The 21,113-nt window shown below is 70.5% G+C and carries 23 protein-coding genes; 11 read left to right on the top strand and 12 right to left on the bottom strand.

The features are described from left to right. Nucleotides 1-9: 9 nt before the first annotated feature. The 4 genes from ABDW61_RS18710 (at nt 10) to ABDW61_RS18695 (ending at nt 2,203) form a co-directional block, all read left to right on the top strand. Complete coding sequence (locus tag ABDW61_RS18710) at nt 10-405, top strand: DUF2946 domain-containing protein (protein WP_343640820.1); 396 nt, start codon at nt 10-12, stop codon at nt 403-405. Nucleotides 406-483: 78 nt separating this feature from the next. Further along, entirely contained in the window at nt 484-1,080 is a 597-nt protein-coding gene (locus tag ABDW61_RS18705) for an SCO family protein (protein ID WP_343640818.1), read from the top strand. A 61-nt stretch (nt 1,081-1,141) separates the two neighbouring features. Then, nucleotides 1,142-1,660, top strand: a complete 519-nt coding sequence (locus ABDW61_RS18700) for a copper chaperone PCu(A)C (protein WP_343640816.1) — start codon at nt 1,142-1,144, stop codon at nt 1,658-1,660. 141 nt (nt 1,661-1,801) lie between these two features. Continuing rightward, nucleotides 1,802-2,203, top strand: coding sequence for a hypothetical protein (locus tag ABDW61_RS18695; RefSeq protein ID WP_343640814.1), 402 nt, complete (start codon nt 1,802-1,804; stop codon nt 2,201-2,203). 251 nt (nt 2,204-2,454) lie between these two features. Here ABDW61_RS18695 and ABDW61_RS18690 read toward each other — a convergent pair whose 3' ends face one another. Continuing rightward, nucleotides 2,455-2,754: a hypothetical protein gene (locus ABDW61_RS18690; RefSeq protein ID WP_343640812.1), complete on the bottom strand. Its 300-nt coding sequence runs from the start codon at nt 2,752-2,754 to the stop codon at nt 2,455-2,457. Between the two features lie 358 nt (nt 2,755-3,112). Between ABDW61_RS18690 and pepA the strand changes: the two genes are divergently transcribed. Further along, nucleotides 3,113-3,910: a flocculation-associated PEP-CTERM protein PepA gene (pepA, locus tag ABDW61_RS18685; protein ID WP_343640810.1), complete on the top strand. Its 798-nt coding sequence runs from the start codon at nt 3,113-3,115 to the stop codon at nt 3,908-3,910. An 88-nt stretch (nt 3,911-3,998) separates the two neighbouring features. On the opposite strand, the gene ABDW61_RS18680 is transcribed toward pepA, so the two are convergent. Then, nucleotides 3,999-4,790, bottom strand: coding sequence for a Crp/Fnr family transcriptional regulator (locus ABDW61_RS18680; protein ID WP_343640808.1), 792 nt, complete (start codon nt 4,788-4,790; stop codon nt 3,999-4,001). Between the two features lie 103 nt (nt 4,791-4,893). Beyond that, nucleotides 4,894-5,604 carry a heavy metal response regulator transcription factor gene (locus tag ABDW61_RS18675; RefSeq protein ID WP_343640806.1) on the bottom strand — a complete coding sequence of 237 codons (711 nt, stop codon included), beginning with the start codon at nt 5,602-5,604 and terminating at the stop codon, nt 4,894-4,896. 123 nt (nt 5,605-5,727) lie between these two features. Between ABDW61_RS18675 and ABDW61_RS18670 the strand changes: the two genes are divergently transcribed. Next, complete coding sequence (locus tag ABDW61_RS18670; RefSeq protein WP_343640804.1) at nt 5,728-6,573, top strand: hypothetical protein; 846 nt, start codon at nt 5,728-5,730, stop codon at nt 6,571-6,573. Between the two features lie 23 nt (nt 6,574-6,596). On the opposite strand, the gene paoC is transcribed toward ABDW61_RS18670, so the two are convergent. From paoC to ABDW61_RS18640, 6 genes are all read right to left on the bottom strand, one after another. Continuing rightward, nucleotides 6,597-8,813: an aldehyde oxidoreductase molybdenum-binding subunit PaoC gene (gene paoC, locus ABDW61_RS18665; protein ID WP_343640803.1), complete on the bottom strand. Its 2,217-nt coding sequence runs from the start codon at nt 8,811-8,813 to the stop codon at nt 6,597-6,599. Beyond that, entirely contained in the window at nt 8,810-9,775 is a 966-nt protein-coding gene (locus tag ABDW61_RS18660; RefSeq protein WP_343640801.1) for a xanthine dehydrogenase family protein subunit M, read from the bottom strand. Before ABDW61_RS18660 ends, paoC begins: the two co-directional genes overlap by 4 nt. Next, a complete protein-coding gene (gene paoA / locus ABDW61_RS18655) occupies nt 9,772-10,512 on the bottom strand; it encodes an aldehyde dehydrogenase iron-sulfur subunit PaoA (protein ID WP_343640799.1) in 741 nt (246 codons plus the stop codon). Before paoA ends, ABDW61_RS18660 begins: the two co-directional genes overlap by 4 nt. 127 nt (nt 10,513-10,639) lie before the next feature. Continuing rightward, on the bottom strand, nt 10,640-10,822 hold the full coding sequence (locus ABDW61_RS18650; RefSeq protein ID WP_343640798.1) for a DUF3606 domain-containing protein: 183 nt from the start codon (nt 10,820-10,822) through the stop codon (nt 10,640-10,642). Between the two features lie 11 nt (nt 10,823-10,833). Then, entirely contained in the window at nt 10,834-12,969 is a 2,136-nt protein-coding gene (locus ABDW61_RS18645; RefSeq protein ID WP_343640797.1) for a diguanylate cyclase, read from the bottom strand. A gap of 76 nt (nt 12,970-13,045) precedes the next feature. Next, entirely contained in the window at nt 13,046-14,545 is a 1,500-nt protein-coding gene (locus ABDW61_RS18640; protein ID WP_343640795.1) for a RecQ family ATP-dependent DNA helicase, read from the bottom strand. Between the two features lie 188 nt (nt 14,546-14,733). Between ABDW61_RS18640 and ABDW61_RS18635 the strand changes: the two genes are divergently transcribed. Further along, on the top strand, nt 14,734-14,889 hold the full coding sequence (locus ABDW61_RS18635) for a DUF3309 family protein (protein WP_343640794.1): 156 nt from the start codon (nt 14,734-14,736) through the stop codon (nt 14,887-14,889). A 33-nt stretch (nt 14,890-14,922) separates the two neighbouring features. On the opposite strand, the gene ABDW61_RS18630 is transcribed toward ABDW61_RS18635, so the two are convergent. Continuing rightward, nucleotides 14,923-16,260 carry a 3-oxoacyl-ACP reductase gene (locus ABDW61_RS18630; RefSeq protein ID WP_343640792.1) on the bottom strand — a complete coding sequence of 446 codons (1,338 nt, stop codon included), beginning with the start codon at nt 16,258-16,260 and terminating at the stop codon, nt 14,923-14,925. Beyond that, nucleotides 16,257-17,105: an ATP-binding protein gene (locus ABDW61_RS18625; RefSeq protein ID WP_343640791.1), complete on the bottom strand. Its 849-nt coding sequence runs from the start codon at nt 17,103-17,105 to the stop codon at nt 16,257-16,259. Before ABDW61_RS18625 ends, ABDW61_RS18630 begins: the two co-directional genes overlap by 4 nt. A 4-nt stretch (nt 17,106-17,109) precedes the next feature. On the opposite strand from ABDW61_RS18625, the gene ABDW61_RS18620 reads away from it, so the two are divergent. After that, on the top strand, nt 17,110-17,622 hold the full coding sequence (locus tag ABDW61_RS18620) for a DUF4148 domain-containing protein (RefSeq protein ID WP_343640789.1): 513 nt from the start codon (nt 17,110-17,112) through the stop codon (nt 17,620-17,622). 200 nt (nt 17,623-17,822) lie between these two features. Here ABDW61_RS18620 and ABDW61_RS18615 read toward each other — a convergent pair whose 3' ends face one another. Then, entirely contained in the window at nt 17,823-18,899 is a 1,077-nt protein-coding gene (locus ABDW61_RS18615) for an alpha/beta hydrolase (RefSeq protein ID WP_343640787.1), read from the bottom strand. 288 nt (nt 18,900-19,187) lie between these two features. Here ABDW61_RS18615 and ABDW61_RS18610 point away from each other — a divergent pair, with 288 nt between their 5' ends. The 3 genes from ABDW61_RS18610 (at nt 19,188) to ABDW61_RS18600 (ending at nt 20,811) form a co-directional block, all read left to right on the top strand. Continuing rightward, the gene (locus ABDW61_RS18610) at nt 19,188-20,306 is read left to right on the top strand and encodes a hypothetical protein (RefSeq protein ID WP_343640785.1); all 1,119 of its coding nucleotides are present in this window, start codon (nt 19,188-19,190) and stop codon (nt 20,304-20,306) included. Nucleotides 20,307-20,408: 102 nt separating this feature from the next. Continuing rightward, nucleotides 20,409-20,597: an AbrB/MazE/SpoVT family DNA-binding domain-containing protein gene (locus ABDW61_RS18605; RefSeq protein ID WP_343640783.1), complete on the top strand. Its 189-nt coding sequence runs from the start codon at nt 20,409-20,411 to the stop codon at nt 20,595-20,597. Further along, complete coding sequence (locus ABDW61_RS18600) at nt 20,590-20,811, top strand: AbrB/MazE/SpoVT family DNA-binding domain-containing protein (protein WP_343640781.1); 222 nt, start codon at nt 20,590-20,592, stop codon at nt 20,809-20,811. Before ABDW61_RS18605 ends, ABDW61_RS18600 begins: the two co-directional genes overlap by 8 nt. Nucleotides 20,812-21,113: the final 302 nt, after the last annotated feature.

Below are 21,113 nucleotides of genomic sequence, written 5' to 3'. Positions count from 1 at the left end.
TGCCGCCCCATGCACGCGACGCGGACCTCGATCCAACGCCTGGCATGGCTCGTGGCCTTCACGATCCTGCTGGCGGCGATGCTGCCGTCGCTGTCGCATGCGGTGCTCGCGAAACAGGGGGCGACCTTCGCGGAGATCTGCTCCGCCACCGGCGCCAGGTTCGTGCTGATCGAGGCCGCGGCCAATGCTGGCTCCGGCTCCGGCGAGCACACGCCGATGAAGGCGGCCATGGAATGCCCGTACTGCGCCATCCACCATGGCGCGCCGGCGCTGCCGCCAGCCGGCGTCCAGTGGACGCCGCCGGACGCGCTGCGGTTCGAGGCGCCTCGCCTGTTCCTGTCCTCGCCGCGTCCGCTCTTCGCGTGGACGCCGGCCCTCGCGCGCGCGCCGCCCCTCCTGGCCTGAACCCCCGTTGATCCCCCGGAAGGCGGTGAGGCTGCGCGCTTGCTCGCCCGGGGGCCCGAGTTCCGACAGGACCCTCTCATGTTGAACACCGACATGAGCCGCCGCGCCGCTCTCGTGAGCGCGCTGGCGGCTCTCTCCGCCCTGGCCGCGTGCCAGGACAAGGAACCGCCGTTCCACGGCGTCTCCCTCACCGGCGCGTCCTATGGGCGCGACTTCGCGCTGAAGGATCCCGATGGCCGCATTCGCCGCCTGGCCGACTTCCGCGGCAAGGCCGTGCTGCTGTTCTTCGGCTTCACGCAATGTCCCGACGTGTGCCCAACCGCGCTGACCCGCGCCGCCGCCGTGCGGCAACTGCTCGGCAAGGACGCGAACCACCTGCAGGTGCTGTTCGTGACGCTGGATCCCGAGCGCGATACTCCGGCGGTGCTGCGCAGCTACACGACCGCCTTCGATCCGGGCTTCCTCGGCCTGTGGACCGACCTGCCCGGCACGGCCGCGGTGGCGAAGGACTTCAAGGTCTACTTCGAGAAGATGCCCACCGGCTCGAGCTACACGCTGGACCACACGACGCTCAGCTACCTCTTCGACCCTCAGGGGCGGCTGCGCCTGGCCATCAAGCGCGACATGAGCGCCGCCGACGTCGCCAGCGACGTGCGTCAGCTGCTGATCCCGTGAGCCCCTTCCTCGCTGTCTTCTCCTTCTTCCTCCCATGCCTCGTTTCAACAAGGACATTCCCATGACCGTTTCCCTGATCTCTTCGAAGCACCCCGCTCGCGCCTTCACGTTCATCGCAGGCCTCACCCTGGCGGCCGCCGTGCAGGCGCAGGTGGTCGTCAAGGACGCCTGGGTCCGCGCCACCGTGCCGCAGCAGCGCGCCACCGGCGCGTTCATGCAGCTCACCGCAGCGAAGGACACGCGGCTGGTTGGCGTCAGCACGCCGCTCACGCCCAAGGCGGAAGTCCACGAGATGGCGATGCAGGACAACGTCATGCGCATGCGCCAGATCACCGCGCTGGACCTGCCGGCCGGCAAGCCGGTCGCGCTGCAGCCAGGCGGCTACCACGTGATGCTGCTGGACCTGCCCGCGCAGGTGAAGGCCGGTGACACGGTGCCGCTGACACTGACCTTCGAGGACAAGTCCGGCGCTCGCCAGACCGTCGAAGTGAAGGCGACGGCGCGCGCGCTCAATACGCCGGCAATGGCGAAGGACGGCAAGGAAGCCAAGGAGATGGGCCACGGTGAGCACGCCCACTGAGCTCGCATTGAGCTCGCATTGAGCGCGCACTGAGCGCGCGTCAATCGCGCGCAGATTGCGCGTCGCGCGCGCTGGTGCCGCGGGCCCCAAGCTTGCCGAATCTCCTGCAACGACCGCGAGGTCTTGCAAAGGAGAACCATGATGGCCACGAGCAGCATTCTTGGCGGCACGCCGGCGCCGGAGCAGTCCAAGGGGCGCGGGACCGACGCGCTCGGTCCGAGCGACAGCTCCGACAGTGGCAGCGATGTGCTTGGCGAGCGCCGCATGAGCACCGGACCGGACGATCCGGACGAATTGGGCGCGACGCCGGCGGACAAGGGCAGCGATACCGATCGCTTCGGCACCGGCGAGCGGGCCTCGGCCACGCCCGGCGGGGAGCTGGATGCGGCGGACATCCTGCCCGACCGCGTCAGCAGCGAGCCGCAGCCCGATGACATCGATGCGTCGATCGACGTCGAGGACCTGGCCAGCGGCGACGATCCGTCCGCGGGCCCCGATCCCGAGCACGCGGATGACGCCGACGCCGACGCCGATAAGGACTAGCGAACGCGGTTCAGAAGGACGAGGCGGCGAGAGAAGCCGCCGGCAGCGCCCGGGCGCCGCCGGCGCTGCTCAGCCGCGCCGGTTGCGGGGCCGGTGCGGCGAAGCCGGCCTTCCACCACACCAAGGTGTCACCGGCGCGGAGCACTCACGGGCGAGCGACGCGACGATGGGGGAGGTAGCGATGTGACAGAAGGCTGGCATCGCGCGATGGATGGCAAGCACTGTGCCCGCCACGCTTCCCACGGCGCACCTCAGAGCGACCCGGTCGCGTAGATCGAAGCCAGCACGCCCGCGGCGAGCGCGGCGATCCACAAGCGCAGCGGCGCGGGCTCGGTCTTGGGACGGCGTTGCTGATGACGATGCGCCAGGAAGCAGGCCACCGCCGCACCGCCCGCCAGCAGGAACACCAGCGCGAAGCCCAGACCCTCCACCGAGCGTCCGTGATGCATCGCGAGCGCGAGCACCACTTGGCCGAGCATCAGCCCGGCGATGCCGGAAGCGGCCGTGGAGGAGAGAGCGGAGGAAGCGGCGGAGCGAGGCGACTGCGGCATGGCGGACAAGAGGTGCGGGCGCCCGGGGCGGCGCGGGGAATGAACGTCGGGATGCGCGATTCTCCGGCGCGGGTCCCTGTCCGGAGACGCGGAAAAGGCGTTCGCGAGCGCAGTAATTCGCGGCCTCGTGATTCGATTTGGCCCCGATGGCATCGGGGGCTGCGGGATTTTCGCCACGCGGCCCATCCCCGCGAATGCGGGGGCCTTCCAGGCACGGCGTCCCCCTTTCGTCGCACCTTCGCGGTACATCCGCGCAGGGGCGGTTTTTTATGTGGGTGGACGCACAGACTCCCTCTGTAGCGGGTGGTGAACTTCAGCGTCCGCGATGTGCGGACATCTTTCTATCGGAGCAACCACCATGACCCTGCCTTTGCTCTCCCGCAAGCCCGTGGCGTTCCAGCGTACCCTGCTGGCCCTCGCCCTCGCGGCTGCAAGCGCCAGCGCCTCCGCGCTGCCGCAATTCACCTGGGACCCGGCCGCCGCCGGCCTGAACGGCTCCTCGTTCACCGCCGACAACCTGCTGGTCTCCAACTATTCGACCATCACCTTCGGCGCGAACGACTCGTTCACTGAATCGGGCTACCTGTCGGTCAGCGCGGCTCAGCTGGGCGGCACCACGCTGCCCTCCAGCGGTCTGAACTCGGACTACGGGTTCTACATCCGCTTCGACGGCGCCGGCACGCTGACGCAGAACGGCAACCCCGGCCAGGTGTCCACCAGCGGCACGCTGACCTCGCTGACCTACACGCTGTACGGCTACAACGGCACGGCATCGTTCGGCTTCAGCGGCAACAACCCGACCGAAACGGCCGCCAATGAGGTCGCGCTGGCTTCGGGCTCGCTGGTGCTGGGCACCGTGGCGACCACGCCGCTGGGCGACGGCACCTTCAACCCGTCGGCCAACGCCAAGCTGACCATGAACTGGCTGGTGCCCGGTTTCCAGACCTCGCTGCCGCTCTACAACATGGCGCTGACGTCGTTCTCCAACACGACCTCGCAGGTGGAGCCGTTTGCCGGCGGCTTCCGCATCCGTCAGGGCGGTGGCTCGATCAACTTCGCGGCTGCCGTGCCGGAGCCCTCGACCTACGCGATGCTGCTGGCCGGCCTGTGCGCGGTCGGCTTCGTGGCGCGTCGCCGCACCCGGTCGGAGAAGTGATCGGGAGACCGGCCCCGCGCGGGCCGGTCGCAGGTCCCGGGATCCCCACAGGGCATGCGGGTGCCCTCGATCCCGGGGCTGGTGGTCCTCAGGCCTGCACGGCGACGGGCGCGAAGGTGGCAGAGGTGGCCGCGTCCACGCCGTCGGGTTCCTGGGGCAGCAAGCGAAGGAAGTCCTGCTTGAGCAGGGCGTAGCACTCGCAAGCCCGGGCCTCCAGCCCCGGCCGGTCCAGCACCGCGATATGTCCGCGGGAGTAACGGATCAGGCCGGCGGCCTGGAGGCGCTGGGCGCTTTCGGTGACGCCCTCGCGGCGCACGCCCAGCAGGTTCGAGATCAGCTCCTGCGTCACCGACAGCTCGCAATGGCCATGCTGCCGGTCCAGGCACAGCAGCAGCCAGCGGCACAGCTGACGTTCCAGCGAGTGATGGCGATTGCACACCGCCGTGTGCGCGATCTGCGTGATCAGCGACTGCAGGTAGCGCAGCAGGCGCTGCACCACGGGGCCGCTGCGCAGCAGCTCCTCGCGCACCGCCGGGACGCGCATGCGGAACGCCAGACCGGCGCGCTGCACCACGGCGCGGCAGGCCGGCGATTCGCCGCCCATCGCCGCGGCCAGGCCGGCGGCCCCCTCAACACCGATCATCGCGACCTGCGCCGCGTCGCCGGAATGCGTCGTGTGGATCATCGACACGATCGCCGTGATGGGGAAGTACACGTGCAGCGCAGGGCTGCCCGCCTCGAACAGCACGCGGCCCTTGAGCAGCTCGACGGTCTCAAGCTGCGAGGCCCAGCGCGCCTGGTCCTCCGCCGGCATCTGGGCGAGCAGGTAGTTCGCGCGCGCGGGTGCGGCAACAGGATTTTCGGAAAGGGACAAGGACATCAATCGCTCCTGGAACGGGACCTCTGTTCCAACCAGGACGCATGGCAATCGGCGTGCCCGGTGGCCTTGCGCCGCCGTCACAGGTGTGGCGAAACGTTTCAGATCAGGCGATGCCGGCGGTTGCCGGTGCGCGGTCCTCGAGCACGTAGCCCATGCCGCGCACCGTGTGCAACAGCGGCCGGCCAAAAGGCTTGTCGAGCTTGCCGCGCAGGCGCCGCACGGCCACCTCGACCACGTTGGTCTCGCTGTCGAAGTTCATGTCCCAGACCTGCTCGGCCAGTTCGGTGCGGGACAAGACCTGTCCCTCGCGCCGCAGCAGCAGCGTCAGGAGGGCGAGTTCCTTGGGTGTGAGATCGAGCCGCTGTCCTGCGCGATGGACCTTGCGGCGCAGCAGGTCGACCTCCAGGTCGGCGAGCCGCAGCACCGCCGCCTCGGCGGGCGGGGCCGCGTTCGCGCGGCGCAGCAGCGCCTGGATGCGTGCGACCAGTTCGGAGAACGCGAAGGGCTTCACGAGGTAGTCGTCGGCGCCGGCCTGCAGGCCGCGGACGCGGTCCTCGACCTCGGCGCGGGCGGTGAGCATCAGCACGGGGAGGGCTCGGGTGTGATCCTGCTGGCGCAGCGCGGCCAGCACCGCCAAGCCGTCGATGCCCGGCAGCACGCCATCCAGCAACACCAGGTCGTAGGCCGCTTCGCTGGCCAGGTGCAGGCCGTCGACGCCATCGCGCGCGAGGTCCACGACATAGCCCTCCTGCGTCAGGCCGCTGCGCAGGTAGTCGCCGAGCTTGTCTTCGTCTTCGATCAGCAGCAGTTTCATCGGAGGTGATCCTTGGCGATGGGGTGGGCAAGCGGCGGGCCGGACTGTTCGCACTGTCGCCGCTCCTGAACCAGAAACCGGTGAGATGCCAACTGATGGGCTTTCCAGCTTCGGACGCCCGCGATGTTTCCTCAGTCGATTTCTCTTGCGACGACCGCGCAATCGTCTCTTTCAGCCTCGAACGCGGATGCTGAAATCCGCAGGCCTCGTCCCCTTGTCCATGAAGGCAGGGGAGAAACAAATGGCCTGCTGGAACGCGAAGATCGCCCGCTGATCCTGCGCAACGGTCACACGCACCGAGGTCGCATCGTGGCCACGCACGGAGGCGTCACGCTCGAGAACGCCATGGTCCTCAAAGATGCCCTGGTTCGCAGGCAGGATCCGATCGCCATTCGGACGGAGGACGGTCCAGTGACGTTGTGCAAGGGCGCTTCACTCGAAGGATCGATCTGCACCGAGCGGGGGCACATCGAACTCGACCATTGCATGATCGCAGGGGACGTGACCTCCGAGCGAGGGGATGTCGGTCTCGGGTACGGCGTTCACATCGATGGCAAGCTGACGCTGCAGGCGCTCGGCCTGCGCGTCGGCGCACGGTCCAGTGTGAAAGAGATCGTGATGAGGATCCGGCACAGCGCGCCCAGCGGCGCGCAGCAGGAACTGACGCTGGGTGACGGGACTGAACTGGATGTGCTGCACGTGGAGGGCAGCGCGCTGCGACTCGACCTGGGGCGCGACGCGTACATCCGTCTGGCGCAGTTGGACACCCTTGGACGGACCATTGAATTGCGCCACCTCCGCGGACCTTTGCAGTGCACGATCGGTGCGCCGCGACCCACCACTTCGGCGTCGGGCGATGCGCGTGGCCTTGCTGGTGGCTCTCCAGTCCTGGCGCGCTCGCCATCGAAGCCGGCTACGGCGCCGGCTTACACCTATGACGTGGAGATCATTTCCGATGGCGAGGACTAGGACGACGATCCCGAGTGAAGTCTCTACGCTGGCAAGCCCTTCAACAGCTTGTCCAGCGTGACGGGATAGTCCCGCACGCGCACGCCGGTGGCGTTGTGGATGGCGTTGGCCACGGCCGCCGCGACGCCGCAGATGCCCAGTTCGCCGACGCCCTTGGCCTTCAGCGGCGATGAGATCGGGTCGGTCTCGTCCAGGAAGATCACCTCCTGGTGCGGGATGTCGGCGTTGACCGGCACCTCGTAGCTGGCGAGGTCGTGATTGACGAAGAAGCCGCGGCGCTCGTCCACGTGCAGCGATTCCATCAGCGCCGCGCCCACGCCCATCGTCATCGCGCCGATGACCTGGCTGCGCGCGGACTTCGGATTCAGGATCCGGCCCGCCGCGCACACCGCCAGCATGCGGCGCACGCGCACCTCGCCGGTGTAGGCGTCGACGGCCACTTCGCAGAAATGGCCGCCGAAGGTCGACTGCTGGTACTTTTTGTCGAGTTCTCCGAACTCGATGCGGTCCTCGGCCGCGAGACCCTCGACGCCCGCGACGTCGCCGAGCGCGGCGCTGCGCCCGCCGCCGCGCACCTGACCCTCGGCGAACACCGCGTCCTTCGGATCGAGTCCCGCTTTCTTCGCCACGGCCTCGCGCAACGCGACGCAGGCCGCATAGACGCCGGAGCACGCGCTGTTGCCGCCCCATTGGCCGCCCGAGCCCGCCGACACCGGCAGCGCCGAATCGCCCAGCCGCACCACGACCTGCTCGAGCCCGACACCCATCATCTCCGCCGCCGTCTGCGCCAGGATGGTGTAGCTGCCGGTGCCGATGTCGGTCATGTCGGTCTCGACGGTGACCAGGCCATGGCGGTCCAGGCGCACGCGCGCGGCGGACTTCATCACCAGGTTGTTGCGGAAGGCCGCCGCCATGCCCAGGCCGATCAGCCAGCGGCCGCCGGGGCCTTCGCGCCGCTGGCCGGGCGCGGCGCGGCGGCTCCAGCCGAAGCGCTCGGCGCCGGTGCGCAGGCATTCGGCCAGGCGCCGCTGCGAGAAGGGGCGCTCCGGCTTTTCCGGATCCACCTGCGTGTCATTGAGGATGCGGAACTGCACCGGGTCCATGCCGAGCCGCTCCGCCATCTCGTCGATCGCGATCTCCAGCGCCATCAGCCCGGGCGCCTCGCCGGGCGCGCGCATCGCGTTGCCTTCCGGCAGGTCGAGCACCGCCAGCTTCATCGCCGTCATCCGGTGCGCGCCGGCGTACAGCAGCCGCGTCTGAGCGACCGCGGTCTCCGGGCTGCCTCCGGGCAGATCGCCGGACCAGCTCTCGTGCGCGATGCCGGTGATGCGGCCGTCGCGGCCGGCGGCGATACGGATGCGCTGGATGGTCGCGGGCCGGTGCGTCGTGTTGTTCATCATCAGCGGGCGCTGCAGCGCGACCTTGACCGGCCGGCCTGAGGCCTTGGCGCCGAGCGCCGCCATCAGCACGTCCGCGCGCAGGAACAGCTTGCCGCCAAAGCCGCCGCCGACGAAGGGCGAGATCAGCCGCACCTTGTCGCGCGGCAGGCCGAGCGTGCGCGCCAGGTCGCCGCGGCCCCAGTCGATCATCTGGTTGGAGGTCCAGACCGTCAGCCGCTCGCCTTCCCACACGGCCAGCGTCGCATGCGGCTCCATCATCGCGTGGGTCTGGTCGGGCGTCGTGTAGGTCTCGTCGAGCTTCACCGCAGCCTGCGCGAAGGCGGTGTCGAAGTCGCCGACGCGGGTCTCGGCCGGCGTGCCGCCAGGGCCGTCGTCCTGCTTGGGCGGCTTGGCCTGATCCTTCGCGCGGGCCAGGCTGAAGGCGCCGGGCTCCGGCGCGTAGTCGACGCGGATCAAGGCCGCCGCGGCGCGCGCCTGCTCGAAGGTCTCGGCCACGACGACCGCGATGGCCTGGTGGTAATGCTCGATCGCCGGGCCGCCCAGCAGCGAGGCGGTGTTCATGCGGCCCTTGCCCAGCTTGCCCGCGTTCTTCGCGGTGACCACGGCGAGCACGCCAGGTGCGTTCTCCGCGGCATGGACGTCCATCGCGGCGATGCGGCCCTTGGCGATGCCGGCGCCGACCACGACGCCATAGGCCGCGTTGCGCGCGACGTCGTGGCGCTCATAGGCGTAAGCCGCGGTGCCGGTGGTCTTGCGCGGTCCATCGATGCGGTCGGTCGGCCGGCCAACGATCCGGCCCTGGTCGATCGGATTGGTGGTGGCGGGGGTGTCGAACTTCATGCGGTCCTCCCGGAGGTCGAGGCCTGCGCCAGCACGGCGGCGAGCGTGCGCTCGACCAGCGGCAGCTTGAAGGCGTTGTCCGCCGTCGGCCTCGCGCCGGCGAGCACGAGGCGCGCCGCCGAGGCGGCCCCTTGGCGCAGCGCCGCCTCCGCGGCCTCGACGCGCCACGGCTTGGGCGCGATGCCGCCAACGGCGAAGCGGCCGCTGCCATCGCGCTGGATCACCGCGGCGACGGACACCAGCGCGAACGCATACGACGCGCGGTCGCGGACCTTGTGATACAGCTGCGTCCCGCCGAGCGGGCGGGGCAGCGTGACGGCGGTGATCAGCTCGCCGGGTTCCAGCACCGTCTCGATGTGCGGCGTGTCGCCGGGCAGGCGGTGGAAATCGGCGATCGGGATGCGCCGCGGGGCGCCATTGGCGCGCGAGGTCTCGACGGTCGCGTCGAGCAGGCGCATCGCCACGGCCATGTCGCTCGGATGCTGCGCGATGCAGGCGTCGCTGACGCCGATCACCGCCAGCGACCGGCTCATGCCGCCGATCGCCGAGCAGCCGCTGCCCGGCCGGCGCTTGTTGCAGGGCTGATCGGTGTCGTAGAAGTAGGGGCAGCGCGTGCGCTGCAGCAGATTGCCGGAGGTTGTGGCGCGATTGCGCAGTTGCCCCGACGCGCCGGCCAGCAGCGCCCGTGAGAGGACGCCGTAATCGCGGCGCACGCGCGGATCGGCGGCCAGGTCGGTGTTGCGCACCAGCGCGCCGATGCGCAGGCCGCCCTCGGTGGTGGGCTCGATGCGGTCCAGGCCGAGGCCGTTGACGTCGATCAGGTGGGCGGGTGTCTCGATCTGCAGCTTCATCAGATCGAGCAGGTTGGTCCCGCCGGCGATGAAGCGCGCGCCGGGTTGGCGCGCGGCGGCGGCCACGGCGGCGGCCGGGGAGGGCGCGCGCTCGAAGGTGAAGGGCTTCATGCCGGCCTCCGGTCGCCGGCGCCCGGCACGGGGACGCCGGCCACCTCGGCCATCGCGTCGATGATGTTGGAATAGGCGCCGCAGCGGCACAGGTTGCCGCTCATGCGCTCGCGGAGTTCGTCGATGGAGAGCAGCGGGCGCGTGCTCAGGTCGGGCGTCACGTGGCTGGGCTGGCCGGCCTTGATCTCGTCGAGCACCGCGACCGCCGAGCAGATCTGGCCTGGTGTGCAGTAGCCGCATTGGTAGCCGTCGTGGCGGACGAAGGCGGACTGCATCGGGTGGAGTTTCTCCGGCGTGCCCAGGCCTTCGATGGTGGTGATGGCGGCGCCTTCATGCATCACGGCGAGGGTGAGGCAGGCATTCACGCGGCGCCCGTCCAGATGGATGGTGCAGGCGCCGCATTGGCCGTGATCGCAGCCCTTCTTGGTGCCGGTGAGCTGCAGGTGCTCGCGCAGCAGGTCCAGCAGGGAGGTGCGGTTGTCGACGACCAGCGTGTGGGGCTGGCCGTTGACGGTGAGCGTGACGCGGGTGCTGGCCACGAGGTTCTCCTGAGGGGACGGGACGGAGCGGGCGGCCGGCTGGGCGGCGGCGTCGAGCGGCGCGCCGGCGGCGACCGCCGCGGAGGCGCCCGCTCCGGCGATCAGCAGGCCCCGGCGCGAGATCGCGCGGGCGTCAGCGTCGCATGGGATGGGGTCGGGGGGAGACAGGGAAGACGCGAGGTCCGTGTCGGCATCCATGCTGGGCACTCCTGGCTGGCCGGGATCGGCAAACCAGAGATGCAGCAATCGATGTTCCTGGCGGAGGTCGAGGCGACGAACTTCCGAGCCCCCCCGGTGCAGTGAGAACAGCGAGAACGCAAGACGGTCAGCGATGGGCCTGCAGCCACTCCTCGACCGACTTCGCGCTGGTCCCGACCGCATCCACCGCGTGCCGCAGCAACTCCGGCGAGACCCCGAAGCGCTCGCCCCAATAGCGCAGCTCATAGTCGTCCTGCACGTTGACCCGATGCCGGTCGCTGGCGTGCGGGCTGGAGGTTTCCTCGGTCATGGCGCTCTCCCTCAAGGGGCCTTCTTCGACGGCGGCAGCCGGCTGCTGTCCTCGCCATCGAGCGTGGCGCCGGGATCTTCCTCCCCGGCGACGGATTCGTCGAATGAATGGTCCGGTACGGCCGGCGGCCCCGGATCCTTGGGCCTGGGCGGCTCCGCCCCTGCCGCCCGATCCGTCCCCGGTTCCGGCGCAGGGCTCGAATTGGTGTCGATCGCGTCGACCGGTGTTGGCGCATCCGGTCCGACCGAGGTCGCGGGCGCGTTCGTGGCGTTCATGGTGTTTCCCGGCAGGCTGCTGGCCGACACGATCCGGCTCTTGCCGGCGCGCTTGGCCGTGGTCATCGCCGTCTCGGCCAGGCGCATCAGCGCCTCGGCCTGGCGGCCATGGTGCGGGGCAAACGCGATGCCGATGCTGGCCGTCACCACGCAATGGCCGCCGTCGGGCAGCCGCACCGGTTCCCGCAGCGCGTCCAGCATGCGCCGCAGCGCCGGCTCCGCTTCATGCTCGGCGCGCAGCGCGGTCAGCAGCAGTGCGAACTCGTCGCTTCCCATGCGCGCGGCCAGATCGTGCTGACGCACCCCGGCCTGCAGCCGCTGCGCCACCACCCGGAGCACGACGTCTCCGGCCTCATGGCCGAACTCGTCGTTCAACTCCTTGAAGTGGTCCAGGTCGACCCAGCACACCGCCACCAGCCCGACGCGCTCGCCCAGGAGCGTCATCGCGCCGGCCAGCCGCTCGGTGAAACGCACGCGATTGGGCAGGCCGGTCAGGCCGTCATGCACCGCCAGATGCTGCGCGGTCGCCTCGCTCTCCTTGAGCGCGGTGATGTCGACCATCATCCACAGCGACTCGCTCGCCGACACCGACGCGCCGCTCAGGTCGATCCACACCGGCGTGCCGTCCTTGCGCCGCATCCGCAGCTGCCGCCGGAAGCGCCGGCCCGACTCGATCGCCGGATAGGCGGCGTCGCCGACCTCGCGGAAGCTCTCGTCGTCCAGATACAGCAGCCGCGTCGGCTGCCCGATCAACTCGCCTGGCGCATACCCGAACAGCGTCGCCATCGCACGGTTCTTCCACACCACCGTGCGATCGCGCAGCCGCATCATGCCGACCATGTCGTTGTCCAGCATCAGCGCCTGCTCCAGCGCCAGGCGCTGCAGCCCGGCGGCCGCGCGCCGGTCGCGGCGCTGCTGCAGGAACACCAGCACCGAGCAGCCCAGCACCGTCAGGATCACCGCCGCGGCCAGCGCGGCCTGCTGCAGCGCCTCGCCGCGCCAGGCGGCCAGGAAGTCGGCGGTGCTGGCGCCGGTGAAGACCGCCAGCGGATAGCCGCGCACCTGCCGGTAGCAGGTGATGCGCTCGATGTTGTCGAGCTTGGTGCGCGTCATGTACCAGCCCTGCTGCGGGTTGGCCGCCATCTTGCGCATCAGGTCCTCGGACACGATGACGTCGCCCACGCCGCGGATCGAGTGCGGCTCGGCGGCCGAATAGCGCGCGATCAGCCGCTGGCTGCGCGTGCGCAGCGAGATGGCGCCCTCCGATCCGATGGTCAGGCCCTTGAAGCCCTCGATGAAGTGTTCGGTCGACAGCGTCGTGTAGACCACGCCGGCGAAGGCGCCGTCATCGGTTTCCAGCCGCCGCGCGACGACGATGCCCCATTTGCGCAGCACGCGTCCGAACAGCGGCTCGGAGATCACCGCGCCGTCGCCATCGCGGGCGCGCTGAAAGTAATCGCGGTCGCCGACATTCACCGCGCTCTCGCCCGCCGACAGGCCGTGGACGACCTGGCCGCGCGCGTCGGTCATCCGGATCGCGTCGACCTGCGGCAGCAGGCTGCGCTGGTCGGCGAGGGCGCGTTCCAGCGTCTGCGCGACCTGCTCCGGCGTGCCGGCGGTGCGGCGGTACTGGAGCGCCAGCGTCGACAGCGCGTTGTCCACCTGCTTGAGTTCGGCACCGATCTCGATGCTGAGGCTGGCCGCGAGGTTCTCGGTGGTCTCGCGGGCGCGGGTCAGGTCGGATTCGCGGCCGGCCTGCAGCGCCAGCCAGGTCGCGGTGATGATGGCCGCGGCGATGACGAGGTTGCCCGCCGCCAGCCAGGCGGCCAGCCGGGTCAGCGAGCGAGGGGTGTAGGGGGCTGGTCGTTCCATCGGATGAGCGCGGGAGCGGCCATCCTAACCGCGCCGCGCGCCGCGTGGGGACGCCACCGGCGCCGGAGGGCCGGCCTCATGCGCGCGGTGCGGTCTCGCGTTCGTGCGCGTCCATCCGCTCGCAGCTGTCGCAGGCATGGCAGCGCTCGAACGCCGCCGGTTCGTCGAAGGCCTCCAGGATCAGCCGCCACCGGCACCGGCCGCTCTGGGCGTAGTCCACCATCTGCTCGAGCCGCCGGCGATCCAGGCCCGCCTTGGCCTCGTAGCGCGCGATCGCCTCGGCCAGCGTGCGGGCGGCTTCCGGCCCCTGCGCGATGGCGCGCAGCGCTCCGTCCTCCTGCGCCAGCCAGCCTTCGCCGGCGAGCAGCCCCGCCAGCACCTTCAGCTTGGTGAGCGGGCGCCGGGTGCGCTGTTTGAGCGCCTCCAGCGTCCAGCCGGCGCCATCGGGCGGCGGCGCGCGCAGCGCCTCCATCAAGGCCTGCGCATCCGCCTCGGACGGATAGCGGCCGTTGAGGAAGAACTGCTGCAACGACCGGTCCCCGGCAACGAACAGCAGCGTGCAGTCCGCGCGCTCGCCGTCGCGGCCGGCGCGTCCCGATTCCTGGTAGTAGACGTCCAGCCCGGCGGGCACCTGGTAGTGGACGATGCGGCGGATGTCCGGCTTGTCGATGCCCAGGCCGAAGGCGTTCGTCGCCACCATCACGCGCGCCTGGCCGCGCATGAACCGGTCCTGCGCCTCATGGCGCGCCGCCGCGCGGAGCCGGCCGTGATAGAGCGTCGACGCGACGCCCGCGCCGAGCAGCGCCTCATGCACCGACTCGGCGGCCCTGACGGTCGCGGTGTAGACGATCGTCGAGGGCGGATCCGCGGCGTCCTCGAACAGCGCCAGCAGGCGCCGCCGCTTGTCCTCCTCGTCCACGAGCGGCTCGACGCGGTAGTGGAGGTTGGGCCGGAAACTGCCGCCGACCAGGCAGCCCGCCGCCGGAATGTCGAGCAGGCGGGCGACGTCCTCGACGACCTCGGCGCTGGCGGTTGCCGTCAGCGCGAGCACCGGGGGCCTGCCCAGGCGCTCGCGCGCTTGGCCGATGCGCAGGAAGGCGGGCCGGAAGTCGTGGCCCCAGGCCGAGATGCAATGCGCTTCGTCGACCACCAGCAGATCGGTCGGCCGCTCGGCCAGGCGGTCCAGCCAGTCGTCATCGGCCAGGCGCTCGGGCGTGAGCAGGACGACCCGCGCGCTGCCGTCCAGCGCGGCGCGTTCCTGCTCCGCGGCCGTGGCGGCATCCAGGCCGCTGTGCACCTGCGCGGACGGGATGCCCAACGCCTGCAGCCGCTCGCACTGGTCCTTCATCAGCGCGATCAGCGGTGACACCACCACCGTGCGCCCCGGCAGCAGCGCCGCCGGCAGTTGATAGCACAGCGACTTGCCGGCGCCGGTGGGCATCACCGCCAGCGTGCCGAGTCCGCGCAGCACCCGGTCCACCACGTCCTTCTGTCCGGGCCGCCAGACTCGCAGCCCGAAGCGGCGCAGTTGCTGCTGGACGAGTTTCTCGGCGGGCGGTCGGCGGCGTGCGGGCATGAGGGTGTCGGGAGCTGGGCCAAGGGCAGGCCGCGCCTTACGAGCAAGCCGCGCGCCCGAATCACGCCGCGTGTGCGCCCGGTCGCGTCCGCATGGCGGGCACAGGGGTTGCCAAGTCCCGGACATCCCCGCGTCGCGGCGCGCTGGCGTCCGGACGCGGATCCGATTCACGAGACCCGGAGGTCCGAATGATCACCACCATCCTGCTTGTCGTCCTGATCCTGCTGCTGATCGGCGCGTTGCCGTCGTGGCCGCACAGCCGCGGCTGGGGTTACTACCCCAGCGGCGGTCTGGGCCTGGTGGTGGTGATCCTGATCATCCTGCTGCTGCTGGGCTACATCTGACGGCGTCATCGCGCCAATGCCGGCTCGTGCGGCTCAGGCGCCCAGCAGCGACTGTCCGCACACGCGCAAGACCTGGCCCGTCAGCGCCCGCGCGCCCGGCGACGCGAGGAAGGCGATCGCCTCCGCCACGTCGCCTGGCGTGCCGCCTTGCTTGAGCGCGTTGAGCCGCCGGCCGGCCTCGCGCACCATCACCGGCATGCGGCGCGTCATGGCGGTCTCGATGAAACCTGGGGCGACCGCGTTGATCGTGCCGCCGATCGCGTCCATCGCGGCTGCCCGGGCTGCCGCGTAGCCGATCAAAGCCGCCTTCGAGGCGCTGTAGTTCGTCTGTCCCGCATTGCCCGCGATGCCGCTGATCGACGACAGGCAGACTTCGCGCGCGCCGGCGTTGAGCAGCCCCGCCTCGTCCAGCCTGGCGTCGATCGCCAGGACCGCCGCGAGGTTCACCGCCATCACCGCATCCCACTCCGCCACTGACATCCGCGCCAGCGTGCGGTCGCGCGTGATGCCAGCGTTGTGCACCAGCAGGTCGATGCCGCCCAGGCGCCGCACCGCGTCGATGAGTTCATCGAGCGCGCCCGGCGCCGTGAGATCGGCGGCCAGCAGGGCGCCGCCGATCTCGCGCGCCAGGCCTTCCAGCGGCGCGCGGGCGGCGGGGACGTCGATGCCCAGGACGCGCCAGCCGTCGAGGGCGAGCCGGCGCGCCGTCGCCGCGCCAATGCCGCCGGCCGCGCCGGTGATCAGCGCCACGCGGACCCGATCGGTGGCGTCGATCGAGGCGGCGGTGGATGGGTCCGGCTCCTTGCGCCACGCCAGCACCTGGCCCGACACATAGGCCGAGCGGTCCGTCGCGAAGAAGCGCAGCGCGCCCGCGAGCGCCGTGGCGGAGGCGGCGCCTTCCTGCAGCACGAGCGCGTTCGCGGTCGCGCCGCGCCGGCCGATCTCCTTGGCCAGCGCGCGGATGAAGCCTTGCACCGCCTGGAGGCAGGCGGCCTCGGCAGCGCTCGTGACGCCGCTGGAGGTCAGCGCGAGCACACGCCCGCGCGGCGCCAGGCGCGCGACGGCATGCTGCGCCTGCTCGAACAGCGCATGCAGCGCGGCCACGTCGCGGCATCCCGTCGCATCGACGATCAGCGATTGCACCGGAGCGTCGCCGCTGGACGAGCCGCCCTCCGCGACGATCGCGGCCAGCAGCGATGGCATCGGCGCCGTGCTGGCGGGCGCGATGGCGAGGACCGTCCGGCCCGCGAGCTCCTTGTCCGTCCAGGCATCCTGACGCCGCGCAAGCGTCACGGGCTGGGGCAGGTTCAGGGCGCGCGCGAGGCGGCGGCCCAGCGGATGCTGGACGAACGAGAGCAGGCGGTCGGTCATGTCGGCGGTGTGGGCGCGGAGGCCGGCGCGGGTTGGGAGCGGCGCGCAGTGTAGGCGCGCGTGGTGTCCCCGCCAGTCAAGGTGAACCCGATGCGGGTCTGCGCCGCGTCCGAGCGCGCGAAGGGCGCGCCGCCATGCATCCGGGCGATCGCGTCGACGATCGACAGACCCAGGCCGAGGTGGTCCGCCCCGCGGGCGCGGCACGGTGTGGGCTCGGCGCGGTAGAAGCGGTCGAACAAACGCGGCAGGCGATCGGCCGGAATGACCGGGCCCTGGTTCGCGACCCACAGGCGCACCAGCGCCGACCGCGAGCGTTCGATGCCGACGCGAAGCGTGCTGCCCGGGGGCGCGTAGCGGGTCGCGTTGCCAATCAGGTTGGACAACGCGCGCTTGAGGAGCGCCGCGTCGAAGTCTCCGGCGGCCTCGCCCTCGACGCGACAGGAGAGGCCGGCATCCTCCAGCGCGGCGTCGTGGAACTCGACCACCTCCCGGGCCAGCGCGGCCAGACTGTCCACGCGCTCGCGCCGGGCGCGCTGTCCGCCGTAGGCGCGCGCCAGGAACAGCATGTCGCCCACGATGCCGTCCATGCGCCGCAGTTCCTCGAGGTTGGCACCCAGCCGGTCCACCGCCTGCGGCGGCAGCTCGCGGTCGCGCATCGCCAGTTCAGTGCCCGTGATCAGCGACGCCAGCGGCGATCGCAGCTCATGCGCCACGTTGGCGCTGAAGGCCTCCATCTGCGCGTACGAGCGCCGCTGGCGTTCGAGCATCGCGTTGAGTTGATCCACGCGCCGACGCAGCGCGCGCAGCAATCCGCCGGCGCTGCGCAGCGATGACAAAACGGTCATCCGCATGTCCGCCTCGCGTCAGCACGCGGGCCGTAGAGTGGATCCCAACGTGTTTGAAAGGAGTTTCACCATGCGTCACTTCCAGAAGCTGTCGATCCCGATCGGCATCGCCGCGGTGACCGCGGCGCTGGCTGTGCCTGCGTTCGCGCAGGTCGAAGAGGAAATCATGTCCGGCCCGAAGTCGCGTGACCAGGTCATCGCCGAGCTTGAACAGGCGCGGGCCGATGGTGCGCTCGACAAGATGCGCGGCGAACAGACCTACGCGCCCGACTTCGATGAAGCCAGGGGCATGGATGTCCACTACTCCAACCGGCAGGCCGAGGCCGACACGACGGTGGGCATGTCTTCAGACACGAACTCGGAGCTGCGCTTCGGGGCTCCAGCGGCAGGCGGCAAGACGCGTGCCCAGGTGATCGATGAACTGGAACGCGCTCGCGCCGATGGGTCGCTGGACCGCATGTGGAGCGAGCAGGGGTATGCGCCGGAGTTCGAGGCGGCGCATTCGTCGCGTCCTTGAACGCTCCGTCTGCGCGGCACCGGCCGCGACGATCCGCACGCCGGGTCCGAGCGAGACCGTGCCGGCCAGCCGGACCGAAGGACAGACGCCGGGAGGATCCGACCAGGAACGAACGATCCTCCACTTCGAGCAACGGGGCTCCCACGCGGGAGCCCCGCTTTCATTTGGCGGAGGCCGGAACGCGCCGGCCGCGCGCGGGCTCAGAGCCGGATGACGTCGATGACCGCCTGCGCGAAGGCTTTCGGCGCTTCCTGCGGCAGGTTGTGGCCGATGCCGCCGCTCAGGTCGCGATGCTCGTAGCGGCCCGCGAACTTGGTCCGGTAGGCCGATGGCGCCGGATGCGGCGCGCCATTGGCGTCGCCCTCGAGCGTGATCGCCGGCAGCGTGATCCGGGGCGCGGCGCCGATACGGGCCTCAATGTCGTCGAAGCGGGATTCGCCCTCGGCCAGGCCCAGGCGCCAGCGGTAGTTGTGGACCACGATCGCGACGTGATCGGGGTTGCCGAAGGCGGCGGCGCTGCGGGCGAAGGTCGCGTCGTCGAAGCGCCATTGGGGCGAGGCGAGCTGCCAGATCAGCTTGGAGAACTCGGCGCGGTACTTCTCGTAGCCGAGGCGGCCGCGCTCGGTCGCGAAGTAGTACTGGTACCACCACTGCAGCTCGGCGGCGGGCGGGAGCGGCTGCTCGTTGACCTTGCGGCTGACCAGCAGGTAGCCGCTGACGGACACCAGCGCCTGGCAGCGCTCGGGCCACAGCGCGGCGAGGATGCCCGCGGTGCGCGCGCCCCAGTCGCAGCCGGCGACGATCGCCTTGGGCAGGCGCAGCGCGTCCATCAGCGCGATGGCGTCGAGCGCCAGCGCCCCTTGCTGACCGTTGCGCGGCGTCGTGTCCGAGAGGAAGCGCGTCGTGCCGTAGCCGCGGGCGTAAGGGGCGATCACGCGATAGCCGGCGGCGGCCAGCAGCGGGGTGACCTCCTCATAGGTATGGACGTCGTAGGGCCAGCCGTGCAGCAGCAGCACGGGCGGGCCGTCGGCGGGACCGGCTTCGACGTAGCCGACGCGCAGGTCGCCAGCGTCGATGTGCTTGAGCGTCCCGAACGCGGGCGCGATCGCGATGGCTGGCCCGCCGGCGGGCGGGGCGCCGGCCGCGGCGCCAAACGCAGCGCTGGGCAGCAGGCCGCCCAGCGGCAGGACGGTGGCGGCCGAAGCGGCTGCGCTCAAGGAGGCGCCCAGGCGCAGGAACTGGCGGCGGGGCAGGGGAGTCTGGATCGGGTCGGTCATGTCGGTCTCGATGTGGGGTGGCGACAACCGCAGTGGACCGGCGCGGCGTATCTCCGCGTTGTCGACTGGCAGGCAGATTTGCATGGGGCTGTGAGCGGCATGGGCGCTGATACACGGCCATACAAACGCTGACGCGGCGAGGGAAGCAGGGCGAGGAGACCCTGACCGTCGCGATCTCTGACATCGATCAAACCATCCCCTGGCTTTCGGGCTCAGGCGTTCCTAGCCTGCGCGTCCGGGCGCGCGGTGCGTCCGGGTGGACGGGGCGAGGGCCCGAGGAGCATGCAAATGGTCGAGGTGTCGCTGGACGAGATCGTCTACTTTCCGTCGCTGCGCACGCAGCCGGCGGAGTTGCGCGCGCTGCGCGAGCTGGACAAGGCGCGCAAGCGCGGGATGCTGCCGCTGATGCAGCTCGTGCCGGAGGCGCGCATGCCGGATGCCGGTGATTTCCGCCGCGCCGCGCAGCAGGCCGCCGAGGTGATGCAGGGCTTGCCGCATCTGATCGACCTCGGGCGGGCGCCGCTGCAGCATGCGCTGGCCTGGCGCCGCCTGGCGGATCCGGCGCAGGGTTTCCGCGCCTGGCGGGAGTTCGCGCGCGGGCTTCGGCACGACGGCATTCCGGTCGTGCAGTTGAGCGCCGTCGCGGGTGATCGCGCCATCGCGCAGCAGGCGGCCTGGATCGAGCGTGACTTCGGTCTGGTGGTGTTCCGGCTGCGGGGGCCGGTGCCATCGGCGGCCGCGATGGAGCGGGCGATCGACGGACTGGCCCGGCCCGAGCGGGCGATCGTGGTGCTGGACTTCGGCACCGAGCGCGAATGGCTGCTGGGCTGCGCGGGCAACGGGCGGGAGCTGCTCGCGCGCTGGCGGGCGCGGTGGCCGCGGCTGCGGGTGGTGGCGATGGGCAATAGCTTTCCTGCGACCGCGCAGTGGGTGGGCAGGGCGCCATTGGGCGAGACGCCGCGCTCGGGGCGGCTCGTGATCCTGGAGCGGGAGCTGCATCAGCGGCTGGGCGGATGGCCGCTGGTCGATTACGGCGACCACGGCGCCATCCATGTGCCGAGCGAGCCGGGGCCCGAGCTGCCGGGCGGCGTGGTGCGGATCGACTATCCGTGGCAGGGCGAGTGGCGTTTCGAGCGCCGCCGCCGCGAGACCAGCGACGAGGCCAATCGCGACGCGGCGCTGGCGATCGTCGCGGCGGCGCCGTCGTTCGGGGAGCGCGGCCTGTGGGGCGAACACGAGATCCAGGAGGCCTCGAACGGGCGGGTGTACGCGCGTGGCCGGGAGGCGTGGACGGCGGTGCGCGTCAATCTGCACCTGGCGACGCAGGTGGACGAGATGCGGGCCTTCCGGGTGTCGAGCGACACGACTCATCCCCGGGAGCGGGATGCCTCGTCCGAGTCGGCCTGAGCCCAGGTCCACAGGTCCGAGTCATGGAACCGGCGTCGGGGTGTTCCTACAGTGGGTGCCTCGCTTCGAAAGGAGAGCGCTTTGTCGACATCGAGGATGGAGATGAACGGCCGCATCGTGGTCCCCAAGGACATCCGCAAGGCCGTTGGTGCCAAGCTGGGAACAAAGTTCATTTGGGAAATGATGGACGACGGTAGCGTTCGCGTCACTGCGAAGGCAAGAAGGTTCAAGGCGCCGGAAGAGGCGCGATCGGAAGTTGGCGATTCAGAGAATGGAGTTGACGATGCATGACACGTTCTTGACCACGCGGGGCACCTTGCGGGTGCCCAAGGAAGTCCTGAAAGCCTTGAAGGCAAAGCCCGGCACCCGCTTCGTGTGGCATGTCAGGGAGGACGGGAGCCTCTATGTGCGAGCCAAGACGCTGGCGCTGGAAGACTTGGCGGGCATCCTGACGCCGCGCGACGGCAAGCGCGTGTCTATTGAAGACATGAGTCCATTTCGTTGATGGGTGCTGTCGATACCAATGTCCTGGTTCGTTGCATCGTCCAGGACGACCCACATCAGGTCGAAGCGGTCTCCTGTCTTCGCCAGCGCTATGCTCGCGAAGCCTGCAAGCTGTTCGTTCCCATCACCGTCCTGCTGGAACTCGAGTGGGTGCTTCGGAGTTGTTTGGGCTTCAGCAAGACGGAGGTGATTGATGCGATGACTCAAGTCCTCCAAGCGGAGGACCTGGACATCGACCGGGAATGGGCAATGGACGATGCCCTGCGACTGTTCGAGTTGAGCGATGCCGACCTTGCGGATTGC

Origin of the sequence: Roseateles sp., assembly GCF_039595595.1 — a bacterium.
Classification (GTDB): Bacteria; Pseudomonadota; Gammaproteobacteria; order Burkholderiales; family Burkholderiaceae_C; genus Roseateles.
The sequence above is the reverse complement of the archived record's forward strand: the minus strand, read 5'-3'. Positions and strand labels throughout refer to the sequence as shown.

Coding starts and splice junctions, on each gene's coding strand:
- ABDW61_RS18680 (WP_343640808.1), bottom strand. CDS start 4,790: ATGTCCTTGTCCCTTTCCGAAAATCCTGTTGCCGCACCCGCGCGCGCG.
- ABDW61_RS18635 (WP_343640794.1), top strand. CDS start 14,734: ATGATCACCACCATCCTGCTTGTCGTCCTGATCCTGCTGCTGATCGGC.
- ABDW61_RS18645 (WP_343640797.1), bottom strand. CDS start 12,969: ATGGAACGACCAGCCCCCTACACCCCTCGCTCGCTGACCCGGCTGGCC.
- ABDW61_RS18610 (WP_343640785.1), top strand. CDS start 19,188: ATGGTCGAGGTGTCGCTGGACGAGATCGTCTACTTTCCGTCGCTGCGC.
- ABDW61_RS18700 (WP_343640816.1), top strand. CDS start 1,142: ATGACCGTTTCCCTGATCTCTTCGAAGCACCCCGCTCGCGCCTTCACG.
- ABDW61_RS18710 (WP_343640820.1), top strand. CDS start 10: ATGCACGCGACGCGGACCTCGATCCAACGCCTGGCATGGCTCGTGGCC.
- ABDW61_RS18650 (WP_343640798.1), bottom strand. CDS start 10,822: ATGACCGAGGAAACCTCCAGCCCGCACGCCAGCGACCGGCATCGGGTC.
- ABDW61_RS18675 (WP_343640806.1), bottom strand. CDS start 5,604: ATGAAACTGCTGCTGATCGAAGACGAAGACAAGCTCGGCGACTACCTG.
- ABDW61_RS18660 (WP_343640801.1), bottom strand. CDS start 9,775: ATGAAGCCCTTCACCTTCGAGCGCGCGCCCTCCCCGGCCGCCGCCGTG.
- ABDW61_RS18620 (WP_343640789.1), top strand. CDS start 17,110: ATGTCCGCCTCGCGTCAGCACGCGGGCCGTAGAGTGGATCCCAACGTG.
- ABDW61_RS18605 (WP_343640783.1), top strand. CDS start 20,409: ATGAACGGCCGCATCGTGGTCCCCAAGGACATCCGCAAGGCCGTTGGT.
- ABDW61_RS18640 (WP_343640795.1), bottom strand. CDS start 14,545: ATGCCCGCACGCCGCCGACCGCCCGCCGAGAAACTCGTCCAGCAGCAA.
- ABDW61_RS18625 (WP_343640791.1), bottom strand. CDS start 17,105: ATGACCGTTTTGTCATCGCTGCGCAGCGCCGGCGGATTGCTGCGCGCG.
- ABDW61_RS18630 (WP_343640792.1), bottom strand. CDS start 16,260: ATGACCGACCGCCTGCTCTCGTTCGTCCAGCATCCGCTGGGCCGCCGC.
- ABDW61_RS18615 (WP_343640787.1), bottom strand. CDS start 18,899: ATGACCGACCCGATCCAGACTCCCCTGCCCCGCCGCCAGTTCCTGCGC.
- ABDW61_RS18695 (WP_343640814.1), top strand. CDS start 1,802: ATGGCCACGAGCAGCATTCTTGGCGGCACGCCGGCGCCGGAGCAGTCC.
- paoC (WP_343640803.1), bottom strand. CDS start 8,813: ATGAAGTTCGACACCCCCGCCACCACCAATCCGATCGACCAGGGCCGG.
- pepA (WP_343640810.1), top strand. CDS start 3,113: ATGACCCTGCCTTTGCTCTCCCGCAAGCCCGTGGCGTTCCAGCGTACC.
- ABDW61_RS18690 (WP_343640812.1), bottom strand. CDS start 2,754: ATGCCGCAGTCGCCTCGCTCCGCCGCTTCCTCCGCTCTCTCCTCCACG.
- ABDW61_RS18670 (WP_343640804.1), top strand. CDS start 5,728: ATGTTTCCTCAGTCGATTTCTCTTGCGACGACCGCGCAATCGTCTCTT.
- paoA (WP_343640799.1), bottom strand. CDS start 10,512: ATGGATGCCGACACGGACCTCGCGTCTTCCCTGTCTCCCCCCGACCCC.
- ABDW61_RS18600 (WP_343640781.1), top strand. CDS start 20,590: ATGCATGACACGTTCTTGACCACGCGGGGCACCTTGCGGGTGCCCAAG.
- ABDW61_RS18705 (WP_343640818.1), top strand. CDS start 484: ATGTTGAACACCGACATGAGCCGCCGCGCCGCTCTCGTGAGCGCGCTG.